The organism is Streptomyces sp. NPDC002734 (genome assembly GCF_040295685.1).
GTDB lineage: Bacteria > Actinomycetota > Actinomycetes > Streptomycetales > Streptomycetaceae > Streptomyces.
This window is the reverse complement of the sequence record NZ_JBEOVU010000054.1, coordinates 1-22,935: the sequence shown is the minus strand read 5'-3', so window position 1 is coordinate 22,935 and position 22,935 is coordinate 1. Positions and strand designations below refer to the sequence as shown.

General features: G+C 69.2%; 21 protein-coding genes and 3 pseudogenes. 10 read left to right on the top strand and 14 right to left on the bottom strand.

Annotated elements, in window-relative coordinates:
* Positions 1 to 256: 256 nt before the first annotated feature.
* Positions 257 to 1,870, bottom strand: a complete 1,614-nt coding sequence (locus ABT026_RS30945; RefSeq protein WP_351118518.1) for an MFS transporter — start codon at positions 1,868 to 1,870, stop codon at positions 257 to 259.
* Positions 1,871 to 2,104: 234 nt separating this feature from the next.
* On the opposite strand from ABT026_RS30945, the gene ABT026_RS30940 reads away from it, so the two are divergent.
* Entirely contained in the window at positions 2,105 to 2,713 is a 609-nt protein-coding gene (locus ABT026_RS30940) for a TetR/AcrR family transcriptional regulator (protein ID WP_351118517.1), read from the top strand.
* A gap of 21 nt (positions 2,714 to 2,734) precedes the next feature.
* Here ABT026_RS30940 and ABT026_RS30935 read toward each other — a convergent pair whose 3' ends face one another.
* Genes ABT026_RS30935 through ABT026_RS30920 form a run of 4 tightly spaced genes read right to left on the bottom strand, consistent with a single transcriptional unit; the run spans position 2,735 to position 6,178 of the window.
* Positions 2,735 to 3,673 carry a LysR family transcriptional regulator gene (locus ABT026_RS30935; protein ID WP_351118516.1) on the bottom strand — a complete coding sequence of 313 codons (939 nt, stop codon included), beginning with the start codon at positions 3,671 to 3,673 and terminating at the stop codon, positions 2,735 to 2,737.
* Between the two features lie 11 nt (positions 3,674 to 3,684).
* On the bottom strand, positions 3,685 to 4,824 hold the full coding sequence (locus ABT026_RS30930; RefSeq protein ID WP_351118515.1) for an NAD(P)/FAD-dependent oxidoreductase: 1,140 nt from the start codon (positions 4,822 to 4,824) through the stop codon (positions 3,685 to 3,687).
* Positions 4,821 to 5,009, bottom strand: coding sequence for a ferredoxin (locus ABT026_RS30925; RefSeq protein ID WP_351118514.1), 189 nt, complete (start codon positions 5,007 to 5,009; stop codon positions 4,821 to 4,823). Before ABT026_RS30925 ends, ABT026_RS30930 begins: the two co-directional genes overlap by 4 nt.
* Entirely contained in the window at positions 5,006 to 6,178 is a 1,173-nt protein-coding gene (locus ABT026_RS30920) for a cytochrome P450 (protein ID WP_351118513.1), read from the bottom strand. Before ABT026_RS30920 ends, ABT026_RS30925 begins: the two co-directional genes overlap by 4 nt.
* Positions 6,179 to 6,413: 235 nt before the next feature.
* On the opposite strand from ABT026_RS30920, the gene ABT026_RS30915 reads away from it, so the two are divergent.
* From ABT026_RS30915 to ABT026_RS30890, 6 genes are read left to right on the top strand one after another with little or no spacing between them, the layout of a single operon-like run.
* Positions 6,414 to 7,388: a phosphotriesterase family protein gene (locus tag ABT026_RS30915; RefSeq protein ID WP_351118512.1), complete on the top strand. Its 975-nt coding sequence runs from the start codon at positions 6,414 to 6,416 to the stop codon at positions 7,386 to 7,388.
* Between the two features lie 51 nt (positions 7,389 to 7,439).
* Complete coding sequence (locus ABT026_RS30910; RefSeq protein WP_351118511.1) at positions 7,440 to 8,396, top strand: phosphotriesterase family protein; 957 nt, start codon at positions 7,440 to 7,442, stop codon at positions 8,394 to 8,396.
* A gap of 53 nt (positions 8,397 to 8,449) precedes the next feature.
* Entirely contained in the window at positions 8,450 to 9,598 is a 1,149-nt protein-coding gene (locus ABT026_RS30905) for an FAD-dependent oxidoreductase (protein ID WP_351118510.1), read from the top strand.
* Positions 9,599 to 9,603: 5 nt separating this feature from the next.
* Positions 9,604 to 10,530: an alpha/beta hydrolase gene (locus ABT026_RS30900; RefSeq protein WP_351118509.1), complete on the top strand. Its 927-nt coding sequence runs from the start codon at positions 9,604 to 9,606 to the stop codon at positions 10,528 to 10,530.
* 52 nt (positions 10,531 to 10,582) lie between these two features.
* A complete protein-coding gene (locus ABT026_RS30895) occupies positions 10,583 to 11,524 on the top strand; it encodes an MBL fold metallo-hydrolase (RefSeq protein ID WP_351118508.1) in 942 nt (313 codons plus the stop codon).
* A 56-nt stretch (positions 11,525 to 11,580) separates the two neighbouring features.
* Positions 11,581 to 13,308 carry a CocE/NonD family hydrolase gene (locus ABT026_RS30890; protein ID WP_351118507.1) on the top strand — a complete coding sequence of 576 codons (1,728 nt, stop codon included), beginning with the start codon at positions 11,581 to 11,583 and terminating at the stop codon, positions 13,306 to 13,308.
* 121 nt (positions 13,309 to 13,429) lie between these two features.
* Here the strand turns inward: ABT026_RS30890 and ABT026_RS30885 are convergent.
* Positions 13,430 to 13,585: pseudogene (locus ABT026_RS30885) on the bottom strand (AraC family transcriptional regulator); the annotation flags it as partial.
* A gap of 948 nt (positions 13,586 to 14,533) precedes the next feature.
* Between ABT026_RS30885 and ABT026_RS30880 the strand changes: the two are divergent.
* The gene (locus tag ABT026_RS30880) at positions 14,534 to 15,124 is read left to right on the top strand and encodes a PDDEXK family nuclease (protein WP_502968087.1); all 591 of its coding nucleotides are present in this window, start codon (positions 14,534 to 14,536) and stop codon (positions 15,122 to 15,124) included.
* A 207-nt stretch (positions 15,125 to 15,331) separates the two neighbouring features.
* On the opposite strand, the gene ABT026_RS30875 is transcribed toward ABT026_RS30880, so the two are convergent.
* The 5 genes from ABT026_RS30875 to ABT026_RS30855 all read right to left on the bottom strand — a co-directional run bounded on the left by ABT026_RS30875 (position 15,332) and on the right by ABT026_RS30855 (position 19,711).
* On the bottom strand, positions 15,332 to 15,712 hold the full coding sequence (locus ABT026_RS30875; RefSeq protein ID WP_351118506.1) for a hypothetical protein: 381 nt from the start codon (positions 15,710 to 15,712) through the stop codon (positions 15,332 to 15,334).
* Between the two features lies 1 nt (position 15,713).
* Positions 15,714 to 17,183, bottom strand: coding sequence for a glutamate/gamma-aminobutyrate antiporter GadC (gadC, locus tag ABT026_RS30870; protein ID WP_351118505.1), 1,470 nt, complete (start codon positions 17,181 to 17,183; stop codon positions 15,714 to 15,716).
* Complete coding sequence (gene gad / locus ABT026_RS30865) at positions 17,183 to 18,556, bottom strand: glutamate decarboxylase (protein WP_351118504.1); 1,374 nt, start codon at positions 18,554 to 18,556, stop codon at positions 17,183 to 17,185. The genes gadC and gad overlap by 1 nt, the downstream gene beginning before the upstream one ends.
* Positions 18,557 to 18,854: 298 nt before the next feature.
* Entirely contained in the window at positions 18,855 to 19,250 is a 396-nt protein-coding gene (locus ABT026_RS30860) for a fluoride efflux transporter FluC (RefSeq protein ID WP_351118503.1), read from the bottom strand.
* The gene (locus tag ABT026_RS30855) at positions 19,247 to 19,711 is read right to left on the bottom strand and encodes a fluoride efflux transporter FluC (RefSeq protein WP_351118502.1); all 465 of its coding nucleotides are present in this window, start codon (positions 19,709 to 19,711) and stop codon (positions 19,247 to 19,249) included. Before ABT026_RS30855 ends, ABT026_RS30860 begins: the two co-directional genes overlap by 4 nt.
* Before the next feature lie 405 nt (positions 19,712 to 20,116).
* Here ABT026_RS30855 and ABT026_RS30850 point away from each other — a divergent pair, with 405 nt between their 5' ends.
* Positions 20,117 to 21,223 (top strand): DUF2776 family protein, encoded by a 1,107-nt coding sequence (locus ABT026_RS30850; protein ID WP_351118501.1) that lies wholly within the window; start codon positions 20,117 to 20,119, stop codon positions 21,221 to 21,223.
* 191 nt (positions 21,224 to 21,414) lie between these two features.
* On the opposite strand, the gene ABT026_RS30845 is transcribed toward ABT026_RS30850, so the two are convergent.
* Positions 21,415 to 21,564 (bottom strand): hypothetical protein, encoded by a 150-nt coding sequence (locus ABT026_RS30845; RefSeq protein ID WP_351118500.1) that lies wholly within the window; start codon positions 21,562 to 21,564, stop codon positions 21,415 to 21,417.
* Positions 21,565 to 21,673: 109 nt separating this feature from the next.
* Between ABT026_RS30845 and ABT026_RS30840 the strand changes: the two genes are divergently transcribed.
* A complete protein-coding gene (locus ABT026_RS30840; protein WP_351118499.1) occupies positions 21,674 to 22,186 on the top strand; it encodes a P-loop nucleotide/nucleoside kinase family protein in 513 nt (170 codons plus the stop codon).
* Between the two features lie 34 nt (positions 22,187 to 22,220).
* Here ABT026_RS30840 and ABT026_RS30835 read toward each other — a convergent pair.
* Positions 22,221 to 22,454 (bottom strand): annotated as a pseudogene (locus ABT026_RS30835) (IS256 family transposase); the annotation flags it as partial.
* Positions 22,455 to 22,510: 56 nt separating this feature from the next.
* A pseudogene (locus ABT026_RS30830) lies at positions 22,511 to 22,935 on the bottom strand (hypothetical protein); the annotation flags it as partial.

The following is a 22,935-nucleotide window of genomic DNA, read 5'->3' as shown; positions in this document are numbered from 1 at the left end:
AGCCGTGCAGCAGGCGGGCATCACGCCGCCGGCAGGACGACTGTGATGGGTGGACCTCCGAGGGCTCCTTCATCGGCTCCAGCTCACGGTTGCTTGCCGGGCCGACGCGTCGGTCAGAAGCTGTATTCGGTGAACGGCATCCGGGCGTCACGGTGAGAAACGAAGACCTCCGGTGTGTGCGGTTCACCGCACACACCGGAGGTCTTCGTCGTGATCAAGCTCTTGAGGGTGCCGCCAAGGATCGTGACCGGTACGCCTACACGGCTGGGGCCACCAAGGCGGGCGTTTCGGCTTCGTTCGGCGAGGGGCGGTCGCGGTGGAGGCCGATCATGCCCACCGCGCTCAGAACCGCGGCGAGGGCGGCAGCCACACCGCAGACGAGGAAGGCGGTGCTGAAACCGCTGCCGAGGGCCTCCAGGGCCAGGCCGTGGGCCGCGGAGCCCGGGGCGCCTGGCGGGAGGCTGTTGACGGCGATCGGTCCGCCGGTTTCGGCGATCTGGCGGGCCGCGGCGAGGTGGTCGGCGGGGAGGTCCGCGTCGGCCAGGCTGCTCGCGAAGGCGGCGCCGGCCCCGCTGAGGGCGACCGCGCCGACGATCACGGGGCCGAGGGCGAAGCCGAGGTCGCGCAGCATGTTGGTGGTGGCGCTGGCCATGCCCGCGAGTTGCGGCGGCACGCTGTCGAGCGCCACGGCGGTCACCGAGCTGACGGTCAGCGCGAAGCCGATGCCGATCAGCAGGGCGGGGAGCACGAACGCGCCGAGACCCGGGTCGTCGACGTCGAGGCCCGTGGCGAGCAGGCAGCCGACGGACATCAGGACGAAGCCGGAGGTCAGCAGCCAGGAGGCGGGCACCCGGTGCAGGAGCCGGGAGACGACCGGGACCAGGACGAAAGCGGGTCCCTGCAGGAGCAGGAACGGAATCGCCACCCGGATCGGGTCCTGGTGCTGCACGGGGCCCAGCCACATGCTCGTGGAGAAGCAGGCGCCGAGGAAGGCCAGCATGCCGATCACGGCGACCACGGACGACACCGTGAAGGCCCGGTTGCGGAAGAGCTTCAGGTCGAAGATCGGGGACGCGGCGCCCAGCTCCACCACCACGAAGCCGGCGAGGAAACAGACACCGATCGCCAGGGAGAGCATCACGGGCAGCGTGGTCCAGCCGGACTCGGGTCCTTCCACCAGGCCGAAGAGCACCAGGATCAGGCCGAGAGCGAAGGTGATCTGGCCGGAGACATCCAGTTTGCGGCCCTCGGGGGCCTTCGACTCCGTGGCCAGCGTCATCGTGAGCGCCATGCTGACCAGGGCGAGACCCACCAGCACCCAGAACGATCCGCGCCACGACCCGACCTTGGCGAACACGCCGCCCAGCAGCGGTGACAGGGCCGCACCGGCGGACAGGAAGCCGCTCCACAGCGCGACCGCCTGGGCCCGCTCCCGAGTGGAGCGGGTGACCGCGGTGGCGGCGGTGAGGGAGCCGGGGAACATGGCGCCGGCGCCAAGGCCGTTCAGCGCGGCGCCGACCCACAGCACCTGCACTGTGGGCGCCATCGCGGCCACCGCGCTGCCCGCGGCGACCAGGGCGGTGCCGGCGACGACCAGCTTGCGGCGGCCGAAGAGGTCGCCGAGCACGCCGAAGGTGAACTCGAAGCAGACCACGGCGATCATGAACGCCGCGGTGATCCAGGTGAGCTGCGAGCCGTGGGTGTTCAGGTCTTGTTGGAAGAGGCCGTTCAGCGAGGCCGGCAGAGCGTTCGCGACCTGGGCGACGAAGACCGCGCCGCAGGCGGCAGCCAGTGTTCCCGCGTAGCCCGGCGTCCGGGCGGCCCTCGCGGCTGGGCCGAGGGACACGGGGGTCCCGTTGTTGAGCGTCATTGCTGTTCTCCCTGGCTGGGAAGGGCGTCCCCTCGGAGGGAGGCCCGGAGAGAGGGGAAGGGCTCGGCAGCGCGTGCGCGGTGGGGGACGGGCCACGGTGCGAACCGATGTGATGCCGGGAGAATGACACTCGCTTTACGTCACGTCAATGAAATGTTCACTGTCTAAATTTAACGTTTTGATCGTAAGGTAAATGGTCTAGGTGTCGTGCGGTCCGACGGTAGGATCCTGGCCATGGCGAACCTTCGTGAGGCGCAGAAGCAGATGACCCGCCGTCTGCTCCTGGAGTCGGGACTCGAGCTCTTCAAGACGAAGGGGTACGCCGTCACCACCGTCGACGACGTCGCGAAGGCCGCCGGCACCACGCGCGTGACCTTCTACGCCTACTTTCCGTCCCGTAGCCGGCTGATGAAGGCGCTGATCGACGAACAGCTCAACGAGGCGCTGCAGCGCGTGCGCTCCCCGGAGCACGGCTCGACCGCCCAGGACCTGGTGGCCACGGTCGCCGAGGGCACGCCGGAGGCGATCACCGCCTGGCTGCGTCGCACCGCGGACGCCTGGCCGGCGATCCGGCCGATCATCCGCATCGGCCGCGAGGCGGCGGTGATCGAGCCGGACCTCGAGGACCTGGTGGAACGCTGGATGGAGGAGGCCGCCAGTGACATCGAGGACGGCCTGGAGCGGGCCGGCCGCTTCGAGCCCCACCAGCGCCGCTTCCGCGGCGTCCTGGCCATGGCCGAGCTGGACTTCGTCGCCCAGCACTGGGACCGCTCCGACTGGAAGCTCACCCGCGACCAAATGCTCGACGAGCTCGCCGCGAGCTGGGTCCGCCTGCTGACCTGACGCACCCGGCCCTGCGCGCCGTCAGAGCTGCCGGACGGCGTCGAAGAGCAGCGCCCGGAGCCACTCCACGAAGTACTGGTCGGCGGGCCGCGGGTTCCACACCACGTCGATGCCCAGTCCCGGCACCGGGAACGGGAACTCCTCGACCCGCAGGTCGGTCAGCGTCCGCATGGTCACCGCGACGCGGTGACGCAGCAGGGCGACCCCTCCCGCCCGGGCGACCAGGTACGGCACCAGCAGGAAGTCGGAGACCAGCCGGCCCACCCGGTAGGGGACTGCCTGTTCGTCCAGCACCGAGTACGGAAAGACCCGCCGCTCGGTGTCCACCACCACGTGCGGCTGGGTAGAGATCAGGTCGAGCGTGCTCGCCTCCGGCGGAGCATCCGGCGAGGCGACCACCACGCACCGGTCGTTGTAGAGCCGCTCGCGGGGATACGGCGAAAAGTGCCCTTCCGAGATCAGCACCACGTCGACGCCGCGGTCGGTGAAGGTGGCCTCCGTCGGCACGGTGATGGTCCGTAGTCGCAGGGTGCAGTGCGGGGCCCGCTCGGCGACCAGCCGCGCCAGCGCGGGGCCCACGACGAACGCTGTGCTGGTGGTCATGGCGACGGTGATCACCCGCCGGTCGGCGGCGGGATCGAAGCGCGGCAGGTCGATCACGTGCGCCGTCTGCTGCAGCGCGCTGCGCAGCGGCCCGATCAGCTCCCGGGCCCGAGGCGTCAGTGTGACGCCCGTGCCCTGTCGGACGACGAGGTCGTCGCCGAGCAGTCGCCGCATCCGCGTCAGGGCATGACTCATGGCCGGCTGGGACAGACCGACCCGTTCCGCTGCCCTGGTCACCGAGCCCTCCTCCAGGAGGGCCAGCAGGGGGACCAGCAGGTTGAGGTTGACCGACGCCAGCCGGTCCAGCCCGGTGCCGATGGCCTCGCCGGTACCGGTCCCCCTTGCTCCTTCGCTCATGTGTCCGGAGCCTACGCCGCCGCCCGGGTCATCCGGCGCAGCCGGGGGATCGGGGTGCGGTGGTTGAGCGCTGCCGCCACGCCGGTGCCGTCGGCGTGCGTCCAGCGCATCAGCGCAGGGCCGCCGGGTCCGCCGTCGACGTACTCCGGCTCACCCTCCAGCGGCAGATCGCCCACCGCTTTCAGGCTCAGTCCGAACTGCTCGGTCCAGAAGTACGGTTGGAACTCCAGCGGCGGGGCCTGCTCGCCCAGCAGCAGCGCCCGCGCGGCGACCTTCGCCTGCTCGATCGCGCTGCTCCACAGCGGGATCCGACGCGGCCCCCGGGAGGTGGGGAAGATCGCCAGGTCACCGACGGCCGCTATCTCCGGCCGGACCAGGCACCGGGAGTCCACGCTCACCAGTCCCCCCGCCGTGAGTCCGGTGTCCCCGAGCCATTCGGTGTTGGGCACGTCGCCGACCGCGCTGAGGATCGTTTCCGCCTCCAGCACCATGCCGTCGTCGAGCACCACCCGGGTGGTGCCCTCGGCCCCCTCGATCCGCGCCGAGGCGGTCTCGACCACGGTGAGCCCTTGGCCGAGCGCGGCCTCCAGGAACACCCCGGCGAGGTATGGGCCGAGCTGACGGCTCAGCGGTGCGCCCTGGGAGACCAGAGTGACCCTGCAGCCGCCGGACAGGCAGCCGGAGGCGATCTCCATGCCGAGCGGGCCGCCGCCGACCACCACCACCGAGGGGTGGTCGGCCAGCCGGCTGCGCAGCAGGAGCGCGTCGTCGAGGCCGCGGAGCGTCAGCTCGTCCGGCAGCGCCGACAGCCGCCGTGCCCGGGAACCGGTGGCCAGGACCACCCGGTCGTAGGGCAGCGCGGTGCCGTCGTCGAGGTGGACCAGCCGGCGCTCCAGGTCGAGGCCGGTCGCGCGGACGCCGAGCAGTTCCTGCGCACCGTGACCGGCCGGCGGGAGTCGGTGCGTAGTCATGTCGTCGCCCTCGCGCAGCAGCGCCTTCGACAGGGCCGGGCGGCTGTAGGCCGCGTGGGGTTCGTCGCCGACCACGGTCAGGTCGCCGTCGAACCCGGCCTCGCGGAGCGTGTCCGCCGCGGTGACGCCGGCGATGCCGTTGCCGACGACGACAACCCGGCGGACGTCGCCGGTGCTCACGCGATCCTCAGCGCGGCGACCGGGCAGACGCGGACGGCGGCCTGCGCCAGGGCGGCGTCGGCCTCGCCGACCTCCTCCTGGTCCAGCACCAGTTCGCCCTCGTCGTCGAGGTGCATCAGCTGGGGGGCGGCCTCCTCGCACAGGCCGTGCCCTTCGCAGCGGGGGCGGTCGAGATCGATCCTCATGCGGGAATCACCTCCAGGACGGGGAGCTCCTCGATGCTCCGGGTGGTGTTGCTGGGCACGCGGACCTCGGATCCGACGACCAGGTGCCGCACGCGCCGGGAGAGCGCTTCGATCACGGCGTGGGCCTCCAGACGGGCGAGCCCCTGGCCGGCGCAGCCGTGCGGGCCGTAACCGAAGGCCAGGTGGTCGACCGGGTTGCGCTCGACCAGGAACGCGTCCGGGTTCTCGTAGTGCCGCGGGTCGCGGTTGCCCGCGCCGAGCAGCACGGCGACCTGGGCACCCGCAGGGACGACAGTCCCCTCGATCTCCACATCCTTGGTGACCCGGCGGCCCCAGGCGTTGATGGGCGGCCAGAAGCGCAGCACTTCGTTGAACGCGGCCGGCACCAGCGACGGGTCGGTGCGGACCAGGTCGAGCTGGTCGGGGTGGCGGGCGAACAGCGCCACGATGTTGCCGATGGCCGCCACCGTGCTGTCCACGCCGGCGCCCAGGTACTGGTGGATGATGTGGCCCGCCGCGCCCTCTGGGACGGCGCCCCGAGCCTCGGCGTCGAAGATGCCGCGGCCCACCGAACCCTCGGCCAGCTCCTCCGCCTTCACCTGGGAGCACCATGCGTAGAGCTCGCCGGCGACAGGGAAGTCGTCGGCGGTGCGCTGGTTCATCGGGCCGAGGACCTGCATGGCGGCCTGGCCCCAGCGCAGCATGTTTTCGCGCACATGACCGGTGAAACCGATCAGGTCCGCGACCACCTCCAGCGGGAACGCGCGGGCCAGGGCGTCGATCGCCTCGAAGGAGCCCTGCTCGACGAGCGCGGCGACCAGGGCGTCCGCCTTCTCCTCGATCCGGCCCTTGAGGCCGCGCAGCGCACGCGGCGAAAGGTTCTCGGTGAGGGTGGCGCGCAGCTGCGTGTGCACCGGTGGGTCGGAGGCCAGGGAGGTGCCGGTCAGCGCCTCGTTCGCCGTCGGATTGAAGGCGATCGAGGTCGAGGAGAACGACTCCCAGTCCGCGAGCGCGCCGCGGATCACGTCGTAGCGGGTCAGGGCGTAGACGTCGTTCTTCGGGAGGCGGACCACGGGGCCCTGTTCCCGCAGCTCGGCGTAGACGGGATACGGGTCGAGGACGACCTCGTCGGCGAAGAGGTCGACGTCGGAGACGGGTGGGGTGCTCATGGAGGCTCAGTGAAGTGGCCGACACGGCATCGGACAAATGAATGATCTGCATGGTCATGCATGCAGGAAGTTCATGCACTCGGCAATGGGTGCCGACCGGCCGTGTTCACGCAACCCCTGGCCAACGAATTTTTCGTGGCGTTCATTTCATTGACGCAATGTAAAGCGAATGGCTAGCGTGACAGGTGCCACAGGGTGCGCACGACGCACCCCACACCGGACACGTGAGGCAGGCATGAGCGTCAGTACACCCACCGTGAACACCGTCCTGGGACCGGTGCCGGCCGACGAGCTGGGCGTCGTGCAGGTGCACGAGGCGCTGCTGTCGGTGGTGCCGGGCGCCGAGTACGCCTTCGACATTCGCATCGACCGCGCCGAGATCTTCGAGATCCTCGCCGCCAGACTCAAGGACTTCCGCGAGCACGGCGGCGGCACCGTCGTCGACAGCACCGGCATGTTCCACGGCCGCGACGTCCGCCTCTACGAGACGCTCTCCCGCGCCACCGGAGTGCACATCGTCGCCTCCACCGGCCAGGGCCCCGAGGAGATGCTCGGCGGCTACTTCCTCACCCCGCAGACCAACCCGCCCACCCCGTGGCCGGCCGAAAAGTTCGCCGACCTGTTCACCAAGGAGATCACCGAGGGCATGGTGGTCCCGCGCGTGGAACGACGCGGCGCCGCCGGCCTGGTGGCCGCCACCGCGACCGCCGAGGGCATGACGGCCACCGACGAGAGCCTCTTCCGCGGCGCCGCCCGCACCGGCCTCGCCACCGGCGTCGCGGTCTCCATCCGCTACGGCAACGACCCGGTCCACGACCTCGAGATCGTCCTCGACGAGAAGCTGCCAGCCGGCCGCGTGGTCGTCGGCGGCCTCGACCGCAAGGATGCCGTCGCCACCGGCGCGTCCCTCGAGGTCGCCCGCCGCGGCGCCTACGTCGCCCTCGACCACGTCGGCGCCGAGGACGACGCTCACCTCACCGACGCCGAACGCGCCTCGCTCGTCGTCGAGTTGGTACGGGCCGGCTTCGGCGACCGGGTGCTGCTCTCCAGCAGTGCCACCGGCGTGGCCAAGGGCCACCCGGCCAACGACCTGCCCTACCACCACGTCCTGACCGCCTTCGTCCCGCGCCTGCGCGAACTGGGCCTCGGCGAGGAGGACGTGCGGCGGATTCTCGTGGAGAACCCGCGCGACCTGCTGTCGGCGCGCTGAGCGCGCCGAACCCCGGCAACCCCCCGATCCCTTTTCTCATAGGTGAATTCTGTGTCGCGAGTGAACACCGTCCTGGGGCAGGTCCCGACCGAGGAACTCGGTCTGGTGGCCGTCCACGAGCACATCGGCTACGGCATGCCCGGCTCCGAGCTGGACACCAAGTGGTGGAAGACCCCCGAGCAGCGGTACGAGGAGACCGTCCCCAAGCTGCGAGCCTTCCACGAGTACGGAGGCGGCACCTTCGTCGACGCCACCGGCATCTGCAACGGCCGTGACGTCGACTACTACCGCTCGCTCTCCGCGAAGACCGGCGTCCACATCGTCGCCTGCACCGGCTTCGTCGGCGGCGACACCGCCCTGCCGCACTTCGCTCGCGCCGATGTCGACTACCTGATGCGGCAGTTCGTCCACGAGATCACCGTCGGCATCGGCACCAGCGGCGCTCGCGCCGGCGTCATCAAGGTCGGCGTCAGCCGCGGCGGCCGCATGACCGAGCTGGACAAGCGCATCTACCGCGCCGCCGCCCGCGCCGCGCTGACCACCGGCGTGCCGATCCTCACGCACCTCGCGATCGACGCCGAGAACGCCATCGCGATCTTCAACGAGGAGGGCCTGCCTCTCGACCGCGTGCTGTTCGGCCACGTCGACGACGGCGTCAACGCCGACAAGACCCGCGACGTGTGGATCGCCGAGCAGGGCGGCCGCATCGGCTTCGACACCTTCGGCTACGAGACGGAGTTGCCCGACCCGCCGTTCTGGGCCCGCCCCCGCAAGGAGCGGCTCGACCACTTCCTGCGCTTCATCGACGGCGGCCGCCGTCTCCACCAGGTCCTCGCCTCCGCCGACGCCAACTGCAGCCCTCTGGGCTGGCCGGGCGTCAAGGGCCACACCGTCAACTACATCTTCGAGGACCTCATCCCCGACCTTCGCGCGGCCGGCCTCGACGAGAACGCCATCGACACAATCTTCGTCGACAACCCCGCCGAGTTCCTGACGCTCCAGAAGTAGCGGCTTCCTCCCATTCCACTCCTTCCTTTCCTCCGCACGCGAGAGAGACCACCATGCAGTCATCGGACCTGAGCAACCTGAAGATCGCCGTAGTCGGAGCGGGATACGGCGGCGCGGCCGCGGCCAAGGCCCTGAGCCTGCTCGGCGCCGACGTGACCGTCTACGAACAGGCGAGCCGGATCCGGGAGGTAGGCGCCGGCATCGGCCTGCGGCCCTCCACCATGAACCGCTTCCGCGAGTGGGGCATCTTCGACGCGATCGCCAAGGTCAGCTCGCCCAGCGAGTACTTCGAGATCCTGACCGCCGACTGCTCCCCGATCATGAAGGAGCCGTGGCCCGCCGACAACGAGCAGACCCACACCCACCTCATCCACCGCGGCGACTTCATCGACGCACTCCTCGGCGTACTCCCCGAAGGCATGGTGCAGCTCGGCCACCGCCTCGAGTCCATCGAGGACAAGGGCGATCGCGTCGCCCTGACCTTCGCCAACGGCCGCCGCGTCGAGGCCGACCTCGTCGTCGGCGCCGACGGCATCAAGTCCGTCGTCCGGAAGCAGTTGTTCAGCGACAACGCCCCGGTCTTCGCCGGCGAGCACGCCTACCGCGCCGTCATCGACATCGACGCCGCCCACGACATGGTCACCGACGACAACCTGCGGATGTACATCGGCCGCGGCACCAAGGTCTACCTGCTGCCGCTGCGTCACCGGAACCAGGTCTCCTTCGACATCACCGCCCTGTGCCCCGACGGCACCTGGACGCCCGAGGTCGGCAAGGAGGACATGCTGGCGACCGTCGAAGGCTTCGACGAGCGCCTGATCGCCATCACCCGCGACCTCGACATGGACACCGTTAATATCCGCGCCGTCTACGACATCGACCCGGTCGACACCTGGCACTCGGACTCCGTCGTCCTCGTCGGCGACGCCGCCCACTCGATGCTCCACCACCAGGGTCAGGGCGCCAACTCCGCCATCGAGGACGCCGGCGCGCTCGCCGACGCCCTCCGCGAGGCCCCGTCCCTGCCCGAGGCCCTTGCCCTCTTCCAGGCCACCCGCAAGCCCGTCACCGATGAGCTGCAGCGCATCTCCCGCCAGGGCTGGAGCGAGGACGAGATCGACGACGTCTTCCCCGGCCAGAAGCCCGTGAGCCAGACCGCCGCCGCCCCTGCTCCCGCCGCCCCCGTCTCCACCGAGGAGTGACCCCGATGCCGCTGCACCCCGAGATCGCCAAGTTCCTCGCCACGCTGCCCGCCCCCTCGGAGGGCCCGCTCGACCCGGTCGCCATGCGTGCCGGCGACGAGGCGCACGTCGCCCCGCTCGAGGAGCGCCTGCCGCTGCACGCCGTGGAGGACCTGACCGCCGCCACCGCCTCCGGCGACGTTCCCGTGCGGGTCTACACGCCCGCCGAGGCCGATTCCCACGGCGTCATCGTCTACTTCCACGGCGGCGCGTTCTTCCTCGGCAGCCTGGAGACCCACGACCACGTCGCGCGGAACCTCGCCAAGGAGACCGGGCTGAAGGTCGTCTCCGTCGGCTACCGCCTCGCCCCCGAGGCCGCCTTCCCGGCCGGCCTCGACGACTGCTACGCCGTCGTCCGCTGGGCGGCCGAGCAGGGCGCCGACGTCCTGGGCTGGGACGGCCATACCCTCGCTGTCGCCGGCGACAGCTCCGGCGGCAACTTCGTCGCCGCTGTCGCCGCCCGGGCCCACGACGAGGGCTTCGACCGGATCACCCACCAGGTCCTCTACTACCCTTCCCTGGACCTGGACTTCGACGTCGACCGCTACCCGTCCCTGCGGGAGAACGCCGTCGGCTACGGCCTGGAGACCGCCGGGCTCAAGCCCTTCAACGCCTTTTATCTCGGCAGCGGCGCCGACCCGGCCGATCCGATGGTTTCCCCGATCAAGCGGGCCGACCTCACCGGGCTGCCGCCCGCCCTGGTCGTCACCGCCGAGTTCGACCCGATGCGCGACGAGGGCGAGCTCTACGGGCAGCGACTGAAGGACGCCGGCGTGGACGCCACTGTCGCCCGTTACGAGGGCGCCGGCCACGGCTTCGTCCAGAACTTCTCGTGGATCCCCGAGTTCCACGAGGTCTTCGCCCGCACGCGGGACTTCCTCACCGGGCGCTGACCGGCCCGGGCGCAGACCTCACGGCACAGGCGAAAGAAGGCACACCCCCCTCATGACGCACGCAGTCGACGTCCACCCCCTGGTCTCCCCTTGGGGACGGTTCGGTCTCTACAGCTTCTTCATCGACGCCCCCGAGCCGGCGATCGTCGACACCGGCATCGTCTCCTCGCCCGCCGAAGGCATGGCGCCGGCGCTGGCGGCGATCGGCCGGCGCATCAAGGACGTGCGCTGGATCCTGCTGACGCACGGTCACATCGACCACGTCGGCGGGGCACACGCCCTGTGGGAGATGACCGGCCGGCGCGCCCAGGTCGTCATCCACGCGGCTGACGCCCCGATGCTCCGCTCGCGCAGGGCCCATGTCGAGGAGTACCTCGACGGACGCGGGCGGTACCTGGCCGACCCCGAGGGCGAGGCCAAGGTGACGGCCGCCGCGAACGCCGTCATCTCGGGGGAGATGGAACCCTCCTTGCTGCTTGAGGGCGGCGAGTCCATCTCCCTCGGCGGCGGCGTCACCGTCACCGCCCACGCGGTCCCGGGCCACACCCCCGGATCGGTCGCCTACGTCCTCGACGGACAGGGCGACGTCTTCACCGGCGACGCCGTCCAGGTCCACGGCGCCGCCAACGGCTTCCCCGGCTACACCGACCCCGCCGCCTACCGCCGCAGCCTGGAGTACCTGCGCGACGAGATCCGCCCCCGGCGGCTCTACCTCGGGCACCCCTACCGCCGCGCCGACGGCACGCCCTACGGCGTCGAACTCGACGAGACCGAGGCCCGCGAAGCCCTGGAGCAGAGCCTTGCCGCCGAAGGCCGCGTCACCGACGCCGCCTGCCGCTGCCTGGAGGCCGGACTGCCGGAGGACGACTCGCCGTACTCCCCGTTCGCCCCCGTCGCCGAGGAACTCGGCTACACCGGAGACCCGACCCTCGAACCGTCGCCGTTCTTCACCTCCCTGCACGGCTACCGCACGCAGCGCGAGCAGCGGGCGTAGTGGACGCAGCGGGCGCAGACCTCACGACCTTCCTGACCCCACGGGAGCACCACCCCATGACCGACCTGCACACCGTCCGCGCGGGGAAGCAAACCCTCACCGTCCGCAAGGACCTCCGCGTCCCCATGCGCGACGGCGTCACTCTGGCCGCCGACGCCTACGCCGGCACCGACGACGCCCCCCGCCCCGCCCTGGTCGCCCTCAGCCCTTACGGCAAGGAGCTCCAGGCCCTCGCCCTGACCACCCCGCCGCAGCGCCGGCCCAGCCCCATGTGGGACGGCTGCATCGAGGCCGGCGACATCGCCCGCGTCGTGGGGGAGGGCTATGTCCACGTCATCGGTGACCTGCGCGGCTCCGGCGCCTCCGAGGGTGAGCACATCGGCAACTACAACGCCGGCGGTGTCCCGCTCGGGCAGGACGCCTACGACTTCATCGAGTGGGTCGCCGCCCAGCCGTGGTGCGACGGCAACGTGGGCATGATCGGCATCTCGTACTTCGGCTCCATGCAGGTGCTGGCCGCGGCGGAGCGGCCGCCGTCCCTCAAGGCGATCTTCGTCAGCGGCGGCCACTACGACTTCTACGAGACGACGTACCACGGCGGCGTCATGTGGTTCATGCCGCGCGCCGCGCGCGAGGGCCGCGGCGGCGATTCCGGCTGGGCCTTCACCGACCGCGTCAAGTCCCGCATGCTGGAGACCTTTTCGCCCGAGGAGATCAAGGAGAAGGTCGCCCGGCGGCTCCAGGACCCGGATGTCGCAGCCTGGCCGAACCTGGTCCACGTCCTCACCTATCCGAAGAATCACGAGGCGTGGTTCGACATCGTGATGAACGAGGTCGACGGCGAGTGGTATGAGGAGCGCAACCCGGTCACCCTCGCGCCGAACATCGACATCCCGGTCTGGCTCCAGATCGACCAGGGACGCGGCTGGACCCTCGACGGCACCCTCGAGGTCTACCATCGGCTCAAGGGACCCAAGAAGCTGGACATCGGCCCCTACCCGCCGATGCAGTCGCGCCCCTTCATCGAGGAGCACGACAAGATGTTCCGCTGGTACGAGTACTGGATCAAGGGTATCGACAACGGGATCATGGACGAGCCTGCGGTCACCGTCCATGTCGAGGGCTCCCGTCAGACCGTCACCGGCGCCGAGTGGCCGCCGAAGCCGGCCGAGTACCGTCCGCTGTACCTGCGCCCCCGCGGCAAGCTCTCCGCCGAGCCGGAGCTGATGGCCGCCGAGTACGCCGCCCCCGACGGTTTCTACCAGGCGCCGCTGACGGTCACCGACAAGGTCCAGATGCTCACCTGGTCCACCGAGCCGTTCACCGAGCCCACCGAGATGATGGGCCAGGGCGCCGCGCACCTCTTCGCCGAGATCGACCAGCCCGACACCAACTTCATTCTCCGCATGTGGGACGAGGCCCCCGGCGGCAAGCGCCAGCTCATCACCACCGCCTACCTGAAAGCCTCCCACCGCGAACTCGACGAGGACCGCACCACGGAGGGCGACCCTTACCACCCGCACACCCGCGCGGTCCCGGTCGAACCCGGCAGGATCGAGGAGTACGTCCTGCGCGTCTACCCCTTCGCGGCCACCTTCCTCCCCGGCCACAAGCTGGTCGTCGAGCTCTCCAATGCCGAACCGCTCGCCGACGAGCACAACTCCCTGCTCCCCCCGGACGCCTTCCATCTCCCCGTCGGCCGCCCGGTCACCCACAAGATCTACCGCGACGCCGACCACCCTTCCCGCCTCGTGCTGCCGTTCACCACCATGCCGGCGCGCTAGGGACACCAGCCTGCTCCCGGCCCGCAGACGCGCGGACCGGGAGCGACGTGTCTGTCGGCGTCCGACGGCAGAGAGGACGCAACCCTCGCGGATGTGAGAGCCACTGTCAGCCAGGCCAGCGGAGTCGTGCCCGGAACCGGCGGTGCGGCGTTGCCGGGCTCACCGCCGCGCGTGACACGAGAGCGGACACGGTGAGCGGTGCGTCCAGGCGTTCCTGCGCCGAGGTCAGCAAAGGCGCCAGGGACTCGTCCGGGACGTCGGGCACGGGGCGCCCGACCCGCGGCGGCGAGGATGTCACCGTCGTCCACCGTGTTCTTGACGGGCACGACGCTCACTCTGGCAGGACCCGGGTGCCTGTCGCCGGGACTTGGATTGGTTCCTGCGTGCAAGTTCCTCTTCGGGCGGTTGACTTCCCTGGGCGGCTCAGGATTTGGTAACAGTAAGTGACCGCATCCGGAGGGCGTCAGGGGTAGCTGAGTGCGCGGTGACGCCGGTCGGTCGGCGCCGAGTCAGCACATCGCAGACCCCGTGCTGGTTCTGTGCTGACTTCGAAGGCCGGGATCGTGCATAACCGCAGGTCCTAGCACTGATCGGATGAGTTGTCGTACCACTCGATGGTGGTGCCGATGAGGCTCGCGGCAACGATCTTCTTCAAGCTGTTCGGCGTCGGGGGCGCGGCTGCCGATGAGGCCATGGTGACCACTTCCAGATGTGGGATGGGGACGTCTACGTGTCGGCACAACGTAGAAAGCCGCAGGTCAGGCGCACATGTGGCGGGACACCATAGTTTCGGCCGCGAGAGTGCGTGCCCCCACCATGACGGTGCGATCGTTCCTCGCCAGAGCCCTTTCGACGGCCGAAAACCACCCCGCTGGACCCCTGTCCGAGTTGCCCTGTCGCGGCACGTTTTGGAACCGCCGTGCTGACTTGGTGCTGACTAAAAGCCCACGTCATCACCCGTCATCGCATGTCCCGTGCTGACTTGGTGCTGACTACGCTCCGTGGAACTCGGGCATCTGGGACTGGTCGGCTCGGAGCCGTTGCGCGACAGGTGAGGCCGGACGGGGTGTGCCTGGCCCCTCTTGTCCGTCCGCGCGACCATCAGGTGGGGCAGGGCCGAGGATGGAGGCGGCTGGATCTTTCAGCCTTCTTCACCGCGCTGGATGGCTGCCTGGAAACAAACCCCTGCCTCTCCGGTGTTGTGCGACTTCCGGTGGAGGAGGGGATGGTGACGGGGCTGAAGCTGTTCCGAGCGACGAAGGACGGGACGACCGAGCTGGAGGCGCACCTTGCCGAGGTCGAAGCGGACGTGCAGCGCCTCATCGAGATGAACATGGAGACGCTGCTGGGCGTCAGGTTCCTCGCGAGCGAGTACGTCATCGACTGCGTCGACGGCGGGCGCATCGACTCGCTGGGGATCGACCGGGCCGGCGCGCCCGTGATCGTTGAGTACAAGCGAGGCACAGATCCGGGCTTGATCAGCCAGGGTCTCTTCTACATGGCCTGGCTGACGGCCCACCGTGATGTGTTCCGGAACCTGGTGCGCGACCGTCTCGGGGCTTCGGCAGCCGCCCAGGTGCGGTGGAGCGCGCCCAGGCTGATCTGCGTCGCCGGCGACTTCACCCGCTACGACATCCACGCCGTGCGCGAGCACCGGCGGAGGATCGAGCTGGTGCGCTGCCGGCTCTTCGGCACGGACCTGATCGGCCTGGAGTCGGTCGCCTCAGCGACCGGGGTCCCGCGGCGAGGCAGCGAGGCGCGCCGCAACCGTCGTACGGTCGACGCGAGGCGCACCGGTCCGCTCCAGGGGCCATGACGGAGCTGGTGGACGCCGTCCGGCCCGCACGCGTCAAGCGGCTGCCTGGAGGACGCTTTCGCCGCCCTGCGGGAACGGTGGCGGCCGCCACGCCACGTCATTCTCGGACGCTTCGGCCACGACCGCGCCCGGACCTCGACCCGTCGGCCGCGGGCCCGTCCTGACCCCTGGAGCGCGTGGCGGACCTGCGGTGCGCGTGGAGGTGGTTCATCGGTTGAGGCGGTCGGCGAGGTCCTCGAAGGTGTCGAGTTGCTCCGGGCAGTAGACCTTGACGACGTAGCGGTCGTAGGCGATCAGGTCGTCGGCGTGCTCTTCAGGTGTCGCGGTGAGGGTGCCTCGTCCCCATCCCAGAAGGAGGCCGGCCGGATTGTCCTTGAGTGCGGCGCAGATGGCGCCCCCGTCGTTGCCGTAGAGCGATTTGGCGATGCGCGGGGTCATTTCAGGGCCGACGCCTGCCTCGTTCACCTTCGCTGCGAACCGGGCCGCCTTGTCGTTCTCGGCGCTGGATCCCGCGCTGGAGCACGCGGTGAGCAGGGAGAGGGTGAGGACGACGAGTGACGCGGCCGCACCGGTGGTGTTTCGGCGCATGTCAGCCCTCCGTCGCAGTGGGTGTGTCGTTGTCCGCGTGCTGCCCGCGGTTCCACCCGGGTTTCCGGAAGTGGTAGAAGAGCAGCGGTGGGGTGCCGAGGATGATGATCACGACGACCATCAGAACGGGGTAGAGGTGCGGGGGAATCCCGGACAGCCCCGACGGTGGGACGAACCCGAGCGCGAACGCGGCCGCCGAGGCCGCGAACCCGATACCCGCCACCCACTTGATGGCCGGCACCCGGTACGCGCGGGTGACGTCCGGGCGGATCCGACGAAGTCTCAGCGCTGAGGCGAACATTAGCATGTACATGATGAGATAGAGGGCTGCGGCCATGTCGACGAGCGTGAAGAACGCCGTCGACACGTTCGGAATGGCGATGAACAGGGCCGCCAGAGCCGTGACGATCAGCCCCTGGACCATGAGAATGCCCTGCTGGACACCGGCCTTGTTGCGCTTCTGCAACCACGGGGGCATGAGCCCTGTTTCCGCTGCGGCGAGTACGCCCTTGCTGGGGCCGGCGATCCAGGTGACCACGGAGGCGAGGGCGCCGATGGAAATGGCGGCGGAGATCACCGCAGTGGCCCAGGAGATGCCCCAGTGGTCGAAGAAGACCTTGAAGGCCAGGTTGATGCCGGTGGTCAAACCGAGTTCGCCCTTGGGCACCGCGACCGCGACGGCGATCGTGGGCAGGATGAACACACCCAGGATGCCGAAGAGAGCGATGAACACCGCCTTCGGGTAGCCCTTGCCGGGATCACGCATGCTGTTGGCGTGGACAGCGTTGACCTCCATGCCCGCATAGGCCAGGAAGTTGCTGACGATCAGCACCAGGCTCGCGAAACCGGTGAACGGCGGCACCACGTCGCCCCACTTGAGGGGGACCTGGCTCTTCTGGCCGGTGCCGAGCCAGCAGGCGCCGAGCACGATGAGGATGACGCCCGGTGCGATGGTGCCGATGAGGCCACCCCACGACCCGACCTTCGCGAAGAGGTTGCCCCCGCGCAGCGTCAGGGCGGTGGACACCCAGTACAGAAGGACGATGACGATCGCGGTGTACAGACCGGACCCGGAGAGCTTCTCGTCGGCGAAGACGAAGGTGAAGCTGGCCGCGATGAAGGCGAGCTGAACGGGGAACCACACAACGTTCTGGATCCACTGCAGCCAGATCGCGGTGAATCCCCAGCGCACGCCCATGGCCTCACGGATCCACACGAACACGCCACCGTTCCAGCCGGTCGCGAGCTCGGCTGCCACCAGGGACACAGGGACCAGGAAGAGCAGGGCCGGGATGATGTACAGCGTGATGCTGCCCAGCCCGTAGGTGGCCATCGTCGGCAGGCTGCGCAGGCTGGCGACCACGACGACGGTGAGGATGGCCAGGTTGAAAACGGTCAGGTACGTGCGGCCCGGCTGGGACTTCGCCGCCGCGTTCGGTTCCGGCGCCGCCGGCTGCGAGGAGGCGGCCATCAGTGGTGGAACCCGGAGGTGCGGCCTTCGGAGGGCATCGGCCCGTCCAGGCCGTCGAGGAACCGCACCGAGGTGCGGATGTCGTTCAGCAACGAGCTCGCCAGGTCCATGCTCAGCCCGTTGCGTACCACGACGCGCTGCACGGTCAGATCGTTCAGGTCGTCCGGCATCGGATAGGCGGGAACCTGCCAGCCCTTCATGCGGAGCCGGTCCGACAGGTCGTACAGCGACCAGTTCTCGGTGTGGCCGGCCTTCTGCCGCCAGGCGAACACCGGAATGTCCGAGCCGTCGTTCCACAGCTCGAAGGCGTCCATGCCGCCGATCTCCTCGGCGAGAAACCGTGCGACGTCCTGGCTGGCCTTCTGCACGGCCCGGTAGCCGGTCCGGCCCTGGCGCAGGAACTGGTAGTACTGCAACAGCACCTGCGCACCCGGCCGGGAGAAGTTCAGCGCGAAGGTCGGCATGTCGCCGCCCAGATAACTGACCCGGAAGATGAGGTCTTCGGGGAGGAGGTCGGCACTGCGCCACACCACCCAGCCCAGGCCCGGGTAGACCAGCCCGTACTTGTGGCCGGAGGTGTTGATCGAGTGGACGCGCTCCAGCCGGAAGTCCCACACCAGATCGGGTTGCAGGAACGGCGCCACCATCCCCCCGGAGGCACCGTCGACGTGGATGGGGATGTCCAGGCCGGTGTCGCGCTGGATCGCGTCCAGCGCGTCGGAGACCTTGGCGACCGGTTCGTACATGCCGGTGTAGGTCACCCCGAGGATCGCCACCACGCCGATGGTGTTCTCATCCACGTAGGACGCCAGATCGTGCCCGTCGAGAGTCTTGTGCTCCTCACTGATGGGCACATACCGCGCCTCGACGTCCCAGTAGTTGCAGAACTTCTCCCAGACCACCTGCACCGCGGACGACATCACCAGGTTCGGCTTGTCGGCCGGCTTCCCCGCCGCGCGCCGCGCGTGCTGCCAGCGACGCTTGAAAGTCAGGCCCGCGAGCATGCACGCCTCGGACGAGCCGATGGTGGACGTACCGATCGTGCCGGTCGGATCCGGCGCGTGCCACAGCTCGGCGAGCATCTTCCAGCAGCGGTCCTCGATCTCCGCCGTCTGGGGATACTCGTCCTTGTCGATCATGTTCTTGTCGAACGCCTCGGCGTACAGCTTCGAAGCATGCGGATCCATCCAGGTGCCCACGAACGTGGCCTGGTTCAGGCGGGAGTTGCCGTCGAGCATGATCTCGTCGTGCACGATCTGATACGCCGTCTCCGGCAGCATGGGATCGTTCGGAATGCGGAACTTCTCCGCCTCCTTCTTTTCCCCCGGACGGGCGAACAAGGGGTTTACCGCCACAGTTTCTTCGTTGGTCATGACAGTCCTTTCCGCGTCATCACCCGCACATCATTCCTTCTCATCCGCCCGCCGTCATGCAGGTGTGATCCATCCGAGGCGTCCGGCCGCCGTATGTCACCCGAATGCAGTATGTGGCGACCGCCGCAGGAAAGCCGTGGCGCTTTTCGTGCACCTCTCCGACCCGCTTGTGTGCGCGGACGGGATCTCGCCGTGCGCACGGGTAAGCCGCCGTTCGGCGGCCCCCGATCGCCACGCGCCGCTGTTCGGGGCGCAGGCCGTGCGAACCGATGAGGGGCACCGTTCCCTGTCGTGGACGTCACTCCCAGGAGCCGGCCTGGCAGAAGATCTCGTTCGCGACCGCAGCCCCGGCGAAGGACAGTCCGACTCCTACCGTGAGTGTGATCAGCAGGTCACTGCCGGCAACTGCCGTTCTGCGGGCCGAGGTCATCGTCAGGAGCTCGTAGGAGAAGGTCGACCAGGCCGACAGCGCGCCGCAGAACCCGGTGGCCAGCAACAGATACTGCTGGTGCCCGAGGCCACCGTCCGTGACACCCCGCGCGACGAATCCCAGCACAAAACACGAAGCGGCGTTGGCCGCCAACGTGCCCCACGGGAAGAAAGTGCCGTACCGGTACTTGGCGTCGATCCCGATCAGATAGCGCACAGGGGCTCCGACGGCGGCGCCCGCGAGCACGAACAGCCAGTCGATCACCGCACTCCCCGCCCCGTTCCGCTACCGAGGACCGCGTGGGCCACGATGGCTCCCAACGTCACTCCCGCCAAGGCCGCAACGACGGTCAGCAGCAGATTCCCCACCGCGTAGCCGGGCCGGTCGGCGTCAAACAGCTGACGTACGTCGTCGGTGTAGTGCGAGAACGAGGAGAAGCCGCCCAGCACCCCGGTGCCCAGCAGCGGGCTGACCATCCGTGGGGCGGAAGGGAAGTGCAGCTTGAGACTGACCATGAGGACACCCATCAGGAAACAGGCCACCGCGTTGATGCAGAGGAGCGTCCAGGGGAAGTCCGTCGGACCGGTGGGCCACAGCAACTCCGCGCCGTAACGGGCCGCGGCGCCGGCCGCCCCGCCGACAGCGACCGCTACGACGACGGAGCCCTGGGCGCCGGGATGACTGTCCGGGTGGGTGCGGGTGTCCAGAGCCATCTTTTGCAACATGGACGCAATATAGAGAAATTGCCTGCAGTTCACGAGGCGTCACCGAGCGGCCTTCCATAACGCCCGAATGAGTCTGGTCTTCTTCGCGTCGCCCCGCCTATCGGGTGGCGGCCGTCACGGGAGCAAAAGGCAGCCGTCGGACGCCGCAAAATACGTGGCCGACACCGTGGAACAGGGCCTTTCCCGGTGACCGGCGGGTGCTACTGTCTACCGGCCTGACCCACCCGCTCAGAGCCGAGCCGCATGCGCTGCCGGAATTTCTCGAACGGTACGGGCCGCGGGTAAGCCCTCCACGCCCGTTCCCGGGTTGCGGTTCGACAGCGATCCGCGCCCGTCTCCCCCGCTGGCAGCACGACGACCGCCGTATCACCATGGCCTCAGGTGTCGTCCTCGGGAGCCCCCGCCATGAACCACGGAATCAGCATCCTGTTCCGCGCCATCCCAGTCCTCATGGGCGCAGTGTCCGCCGCGCTGGGCGGCTACGTACTGGCGAACGCGTCCGGAGCCGACGCGCGCGTCGCTGGTCTGGTGCTCGTCTTCCTGTCAGCGATCTGCCTGTGTCTGTTCACCACCGCGGCTACGATCATCAGGCAGCTCATTCACCGTTACACGCCCCTGGACCGGATGATGTATCCGGTGGTCGGCTTCGCGGTCAGCGGTGTCGCCATCGGCTACGGGCTCTGCCTCCTGACCGAGACACCCCGGCCACCGCCCGATTTCGTCGCCGGCCACGTGATCTTCGGAATCGGCATGATCTGTGTCTGCGTCTCGTGCGTCGCCACGGCCTCCACACGGTTCGTGCAGATCACCAGGAACTCCGCGCTGCCCGAGGGATCCCCGCCCCTCTCACCGGCTCCCTTCGGCCCGCTCACCACCCGTACTCTGTTGGCGCTCCCGGTCCTGGCGTCCCTGATCACCTGGGCCTGGGCCTTCACCCTGCTGGCGGGCGGAGGTGGAGGGCCGGCTGCGGGGCGTTTCACCGCCGGGCACGTACTGGCGGGTCTGGCACTCGTCTGCACGTGTCTCATCGGGCTCGTCGCCAGCATCCTGCGGCAGATCCAGAACACCTACACCCACCGGGACCGTGTCCTGTGGCCGGTGTCGGCGGCAGCCTCGGGCGCGGTGGGTATCGTCTGGGCACTGATCGTTCTCTCCGTTCACACCCAGCCCTCGCAACTGCCCGCGGCGTATGTTCTGATCGGGCTGGGTCTGATTTGCTGGAGCATCCTCAGCAAGGTGCTGCTGCTCGCGCTCGTCTGGCGGCGCGAGGCCCCCCTGGCGAACCGCGTACCGCTGATTCCGGTCGGCACTGCGCTGCTCTGTCTGTTCCTCTCGGCGTTCCTCTTCGAGTCCGCAGATCCCACCGTCGTCGTCCCGGCCCGCGTCCTGGTCGGCCTGGGATGCATCTGCTTCTCGCTGTTCTCGATCGTGTCGATCCTCGAGAGCGGTACCAGCGGTGACGGTGACACGCATACGAGCCAGGCCGGCGGAGATCCTCCCACCGACTCCTGAACGGTCTCGGCTGAACGCCTACCGTGCTGGACGCAGTCACCTGAAGAAACATCTCCGCAAGTGGGAGCGCTGCGTTGGAAGTTCAGGTTCAACGTGTGACGTGCTGTGTCTCCGGCGGGGCCGGTCCGGTTCCGGTCGGCCCTTGTCGGCGTGCTTGTTCTCGGGTCCTTGCCTTTTCGTGAGGGCTCCGGTCAGCGGTCGGTGTCTTTCGGGTGCCGGGGTGAGGCGTAGATCAGCCAGATGGTGCGACTGTCGTCGTCGATCGCGTAGCGGACGCGGCTGCCCAACGGCGAACCGCGGTTGCGAGCCGTCTTCGACAAGCTGAAGACCACATTCGGCACGGGAGTAATGGTCAAATCCTGTGGATGAGCTGGTGTGACCGCATGACCGAGCCGGCGACGCCTGCCCGGTTCCGGCCTGGACGGCGGTCGGGGGTGCGAGGGTGTCGTCATGTTGATCGTGATGGCGGGGCTTCCCGGTTCGGGGAAGAGTTCGGTGGCTGAGGCATTGGGGCGGAGGCTGGCTGCTCCGGTCGTCTCGGTCGACCCGATCGAGGCGGCGATGTGGCGTGCGGGAGTGGCTCGTGACCAGCCCACCGGCCTGGCGGCGTATGTCGTGGCCGAAGCCGTGACCGGTGGTGTGCTCGCCCTTGGCCAGACGGTGATTGTCGACGCGGTCAACGCCGTGGAAGCGGCGCGGGAGCAGTGGCGGTCGCTGGCGGGTCGACATGGAGTGCCGGTGGCGTTCATTGAAGTGGTGTGCTCGGACCCTGTGGTGCACCGCCAGCGGTTGGAAGGCCACTCCCGCGGGATCGATGGCTTTCCGGAGCCGACGTGGGAGGCAGTGGAACGGCTGCGGGAGGAGTTCGCCCCGTGGACCGATCACCGCCTGGTGCTGGATGCCGTGACCGACGTGTCGTCCAACGTGGCGGCGGCTGTCGAGTTCCTGGCAGCGGTTTCCTGAGCTCTGTGGGTGTCACGGCAGGAGCGTGGGTCCGTCAGGCGGCGGTGTCCTGCTCCTCGCGCTCTGCCAGGACGCCGTTGTCGAACCGGGCGCCGGTACGAACCAAGGGGACGAGGTGGGCTCCGGTGATCGCGCGCCAGCGGTCCTGGGCGGACCCGACGAGCTTGAACACCATTGCGAGGGCCGCGGCCGGGCTTCCGGCCCCGCGGGTGACCTTCGTTCTCAGCTTGACCGTGGAGAACGTCGACTCGATGAGGTTCGTGGTCCGCCGGACGGCGGCCTCGTCCTGCCGGGCCTGAAGGCCGGCCAGGAGGTCGGAGACGTTCACGCGGCCAGCCTGAGGGTGTCGCGCCAGGGCGGGGCCGGGGTGGTGAGGCGGCGGGCCATGTCCGTGGTGGAGGCCCAGTAGACGCGTGAGGCGGAGGTGTCGGGCCGCGGCCGGGCTCCCCGAGACGGTCGCGGGCCGGAGCGCGCGAAGCCCGCCAGGAGTATGGCTTCCGCGTCCAGCGTGGAGATCATGTGGTCCGGGAAGCGGTTCCGGACGGTGCGTTCAGCGACGGCGAGTCCGAACGCTCGGCCCAGTTCTCGGGCCTGCATGGCCCTGTAGGAGAGTTCCGGACTCTGGCCCTCGTCGGTCAGCGCCATGTGACGCCAGCCAGGGCCGGTGGCCAGGGCCTGGCAGTACTTCAGTCCTTGCCAGTGTTCGGCCAGTCCTCTGCCGCGTCCCTGTCGGGCGAGGGTGGTGGCTC

What these genes read in the sequence shown, in the direction of transcription:
- ABT026_RS30945 (WP_351118518.1), bottom strand. Translation starts at nt 1,870, where the DNA reads ATGACGCTCAACAACGGGACCCCCGTGTCCCTCGGCCCAGCCGCGAGG.
- ABT026_RS30890 (WP_351118507.1), top strand. Translation starts at nt 11,581, where the DNA reads ATGACCGACCTGCACACCGTCCGCGCGGGGAAGCAAACCCTCACCGTC.
- ABT026_RS30905 (WP_351118510.1), top strand. Translation starts at nt 8,450, where the DNA reads ATGCAGTCATCGGACCTGAGCAACCTGAAGATCGCCGTAGTCGGAGCG.
- gad (WP_351118504.1), bottom strand. Translation starts at nt 18,556, where the DNA reads ATGACCAACGAAGAAACTGTGGCGGTAAACCCCTTGTTCGCCCGTCCG.
- ABT026_RS30900 (WP_351118509.1), top strand. Translation starts at nt 9,604, where the DNA reads ATGCCGCTGCACCCCGAGATCGCCAAGTTCCTCGCCACGCTGCCCGCC.
- ABT026_RS30840 (WP_351118499.1), top strand. Translation starts at nt 21,674, where the DNA reads ATGTTGATCGTGATGGCGGGGCTTCCCGGTTCGGGGAAGAGTTCGGTG.
- ABT026_RS30935 (WP_351118516.1), bottom strand. Translation starts at nt 3,673, where the DNA reads ATGAGCGAAGGAGCAAGGGGGACCGGTACCGGCGAGGCCATCGGCACC.
- ABT026_RS30850 (WP_351118501.1), top strand. Translation starts at nt 20,117, where the DNA reads ATGAACCACGGAATCAGCATCCTGTTCCGCGCCATCCCAGTCCTCATG.
- gadC (WP_351118505.1), bottom strand. Translation starts at nt 17,183, where the DNA reads ATGGCCGCCTCCTCGCAGCCGGCGGCGCCGGAACCGAACGCGGCGGCG.
- ABT026_RS30920 (WP_351118513.1), bottom strand. Translation starts at nt 6,178, where the DNA reads ATGAGCACCCCACCCGTCTCCGACGTCGACCTCTTCGCCGACGAGGTC.
- ABT026_RS30875 (WP_351118506.1), bottom strand. Translation starts at nt 15,712, where the DNA reads ATGCGCCGAAACACCACCGGTGCGGCCGCGTCACTCGTCGTCCTCACC.
- ABT026_RS30940 (WP_351118517.1), top strand. Translation starts at nt 2,105, where the DNA reads ATGGCGAACCTTCGTGAGGCGCAGAAGCAGATGACCCGCCGTCTGCTC.
- ABT026_RS30855 (WP_351118502.1), bottom strand. Translation starts at nt 19,711, where the DNA reads ATGTTGCAAAAGATGGCTCTGGACACCCGCACCCACCCGGACAGTCAT.
- ABT026_RS30895 (WP_351118508.1), top strand. Translation starts at nt 10,583, where the DNA reads ATGACGCACGCAGTCGACGTCCACCCCCTGGTCTCCCCTTGGGGACGG.
- ABT026_RS30925 (WP_351118514.1), bottom strand. Translation starts at nt 5,009, where the DNA reads ATGAGGATCGATCTCGACCGCCCCCGCTGCGAAGGGCACGGCCTGTGC.
- ABT026_RS30915 (WP_351118512.1), top strand. Translation starts at nt 6,414, where the DNA reads ATGAGCGTCAGTACACCCACCGTGAACACCGTCCTGGGACCGGTGCCG.
- ABT026_RS30880 (WP_502968087.1), top strand. Translation starts at nt 14,534, where the DNA reads ATGGTGACGGGGCTGAAGCTGTTCCGAGCGACGAAGGACGGGACGACC.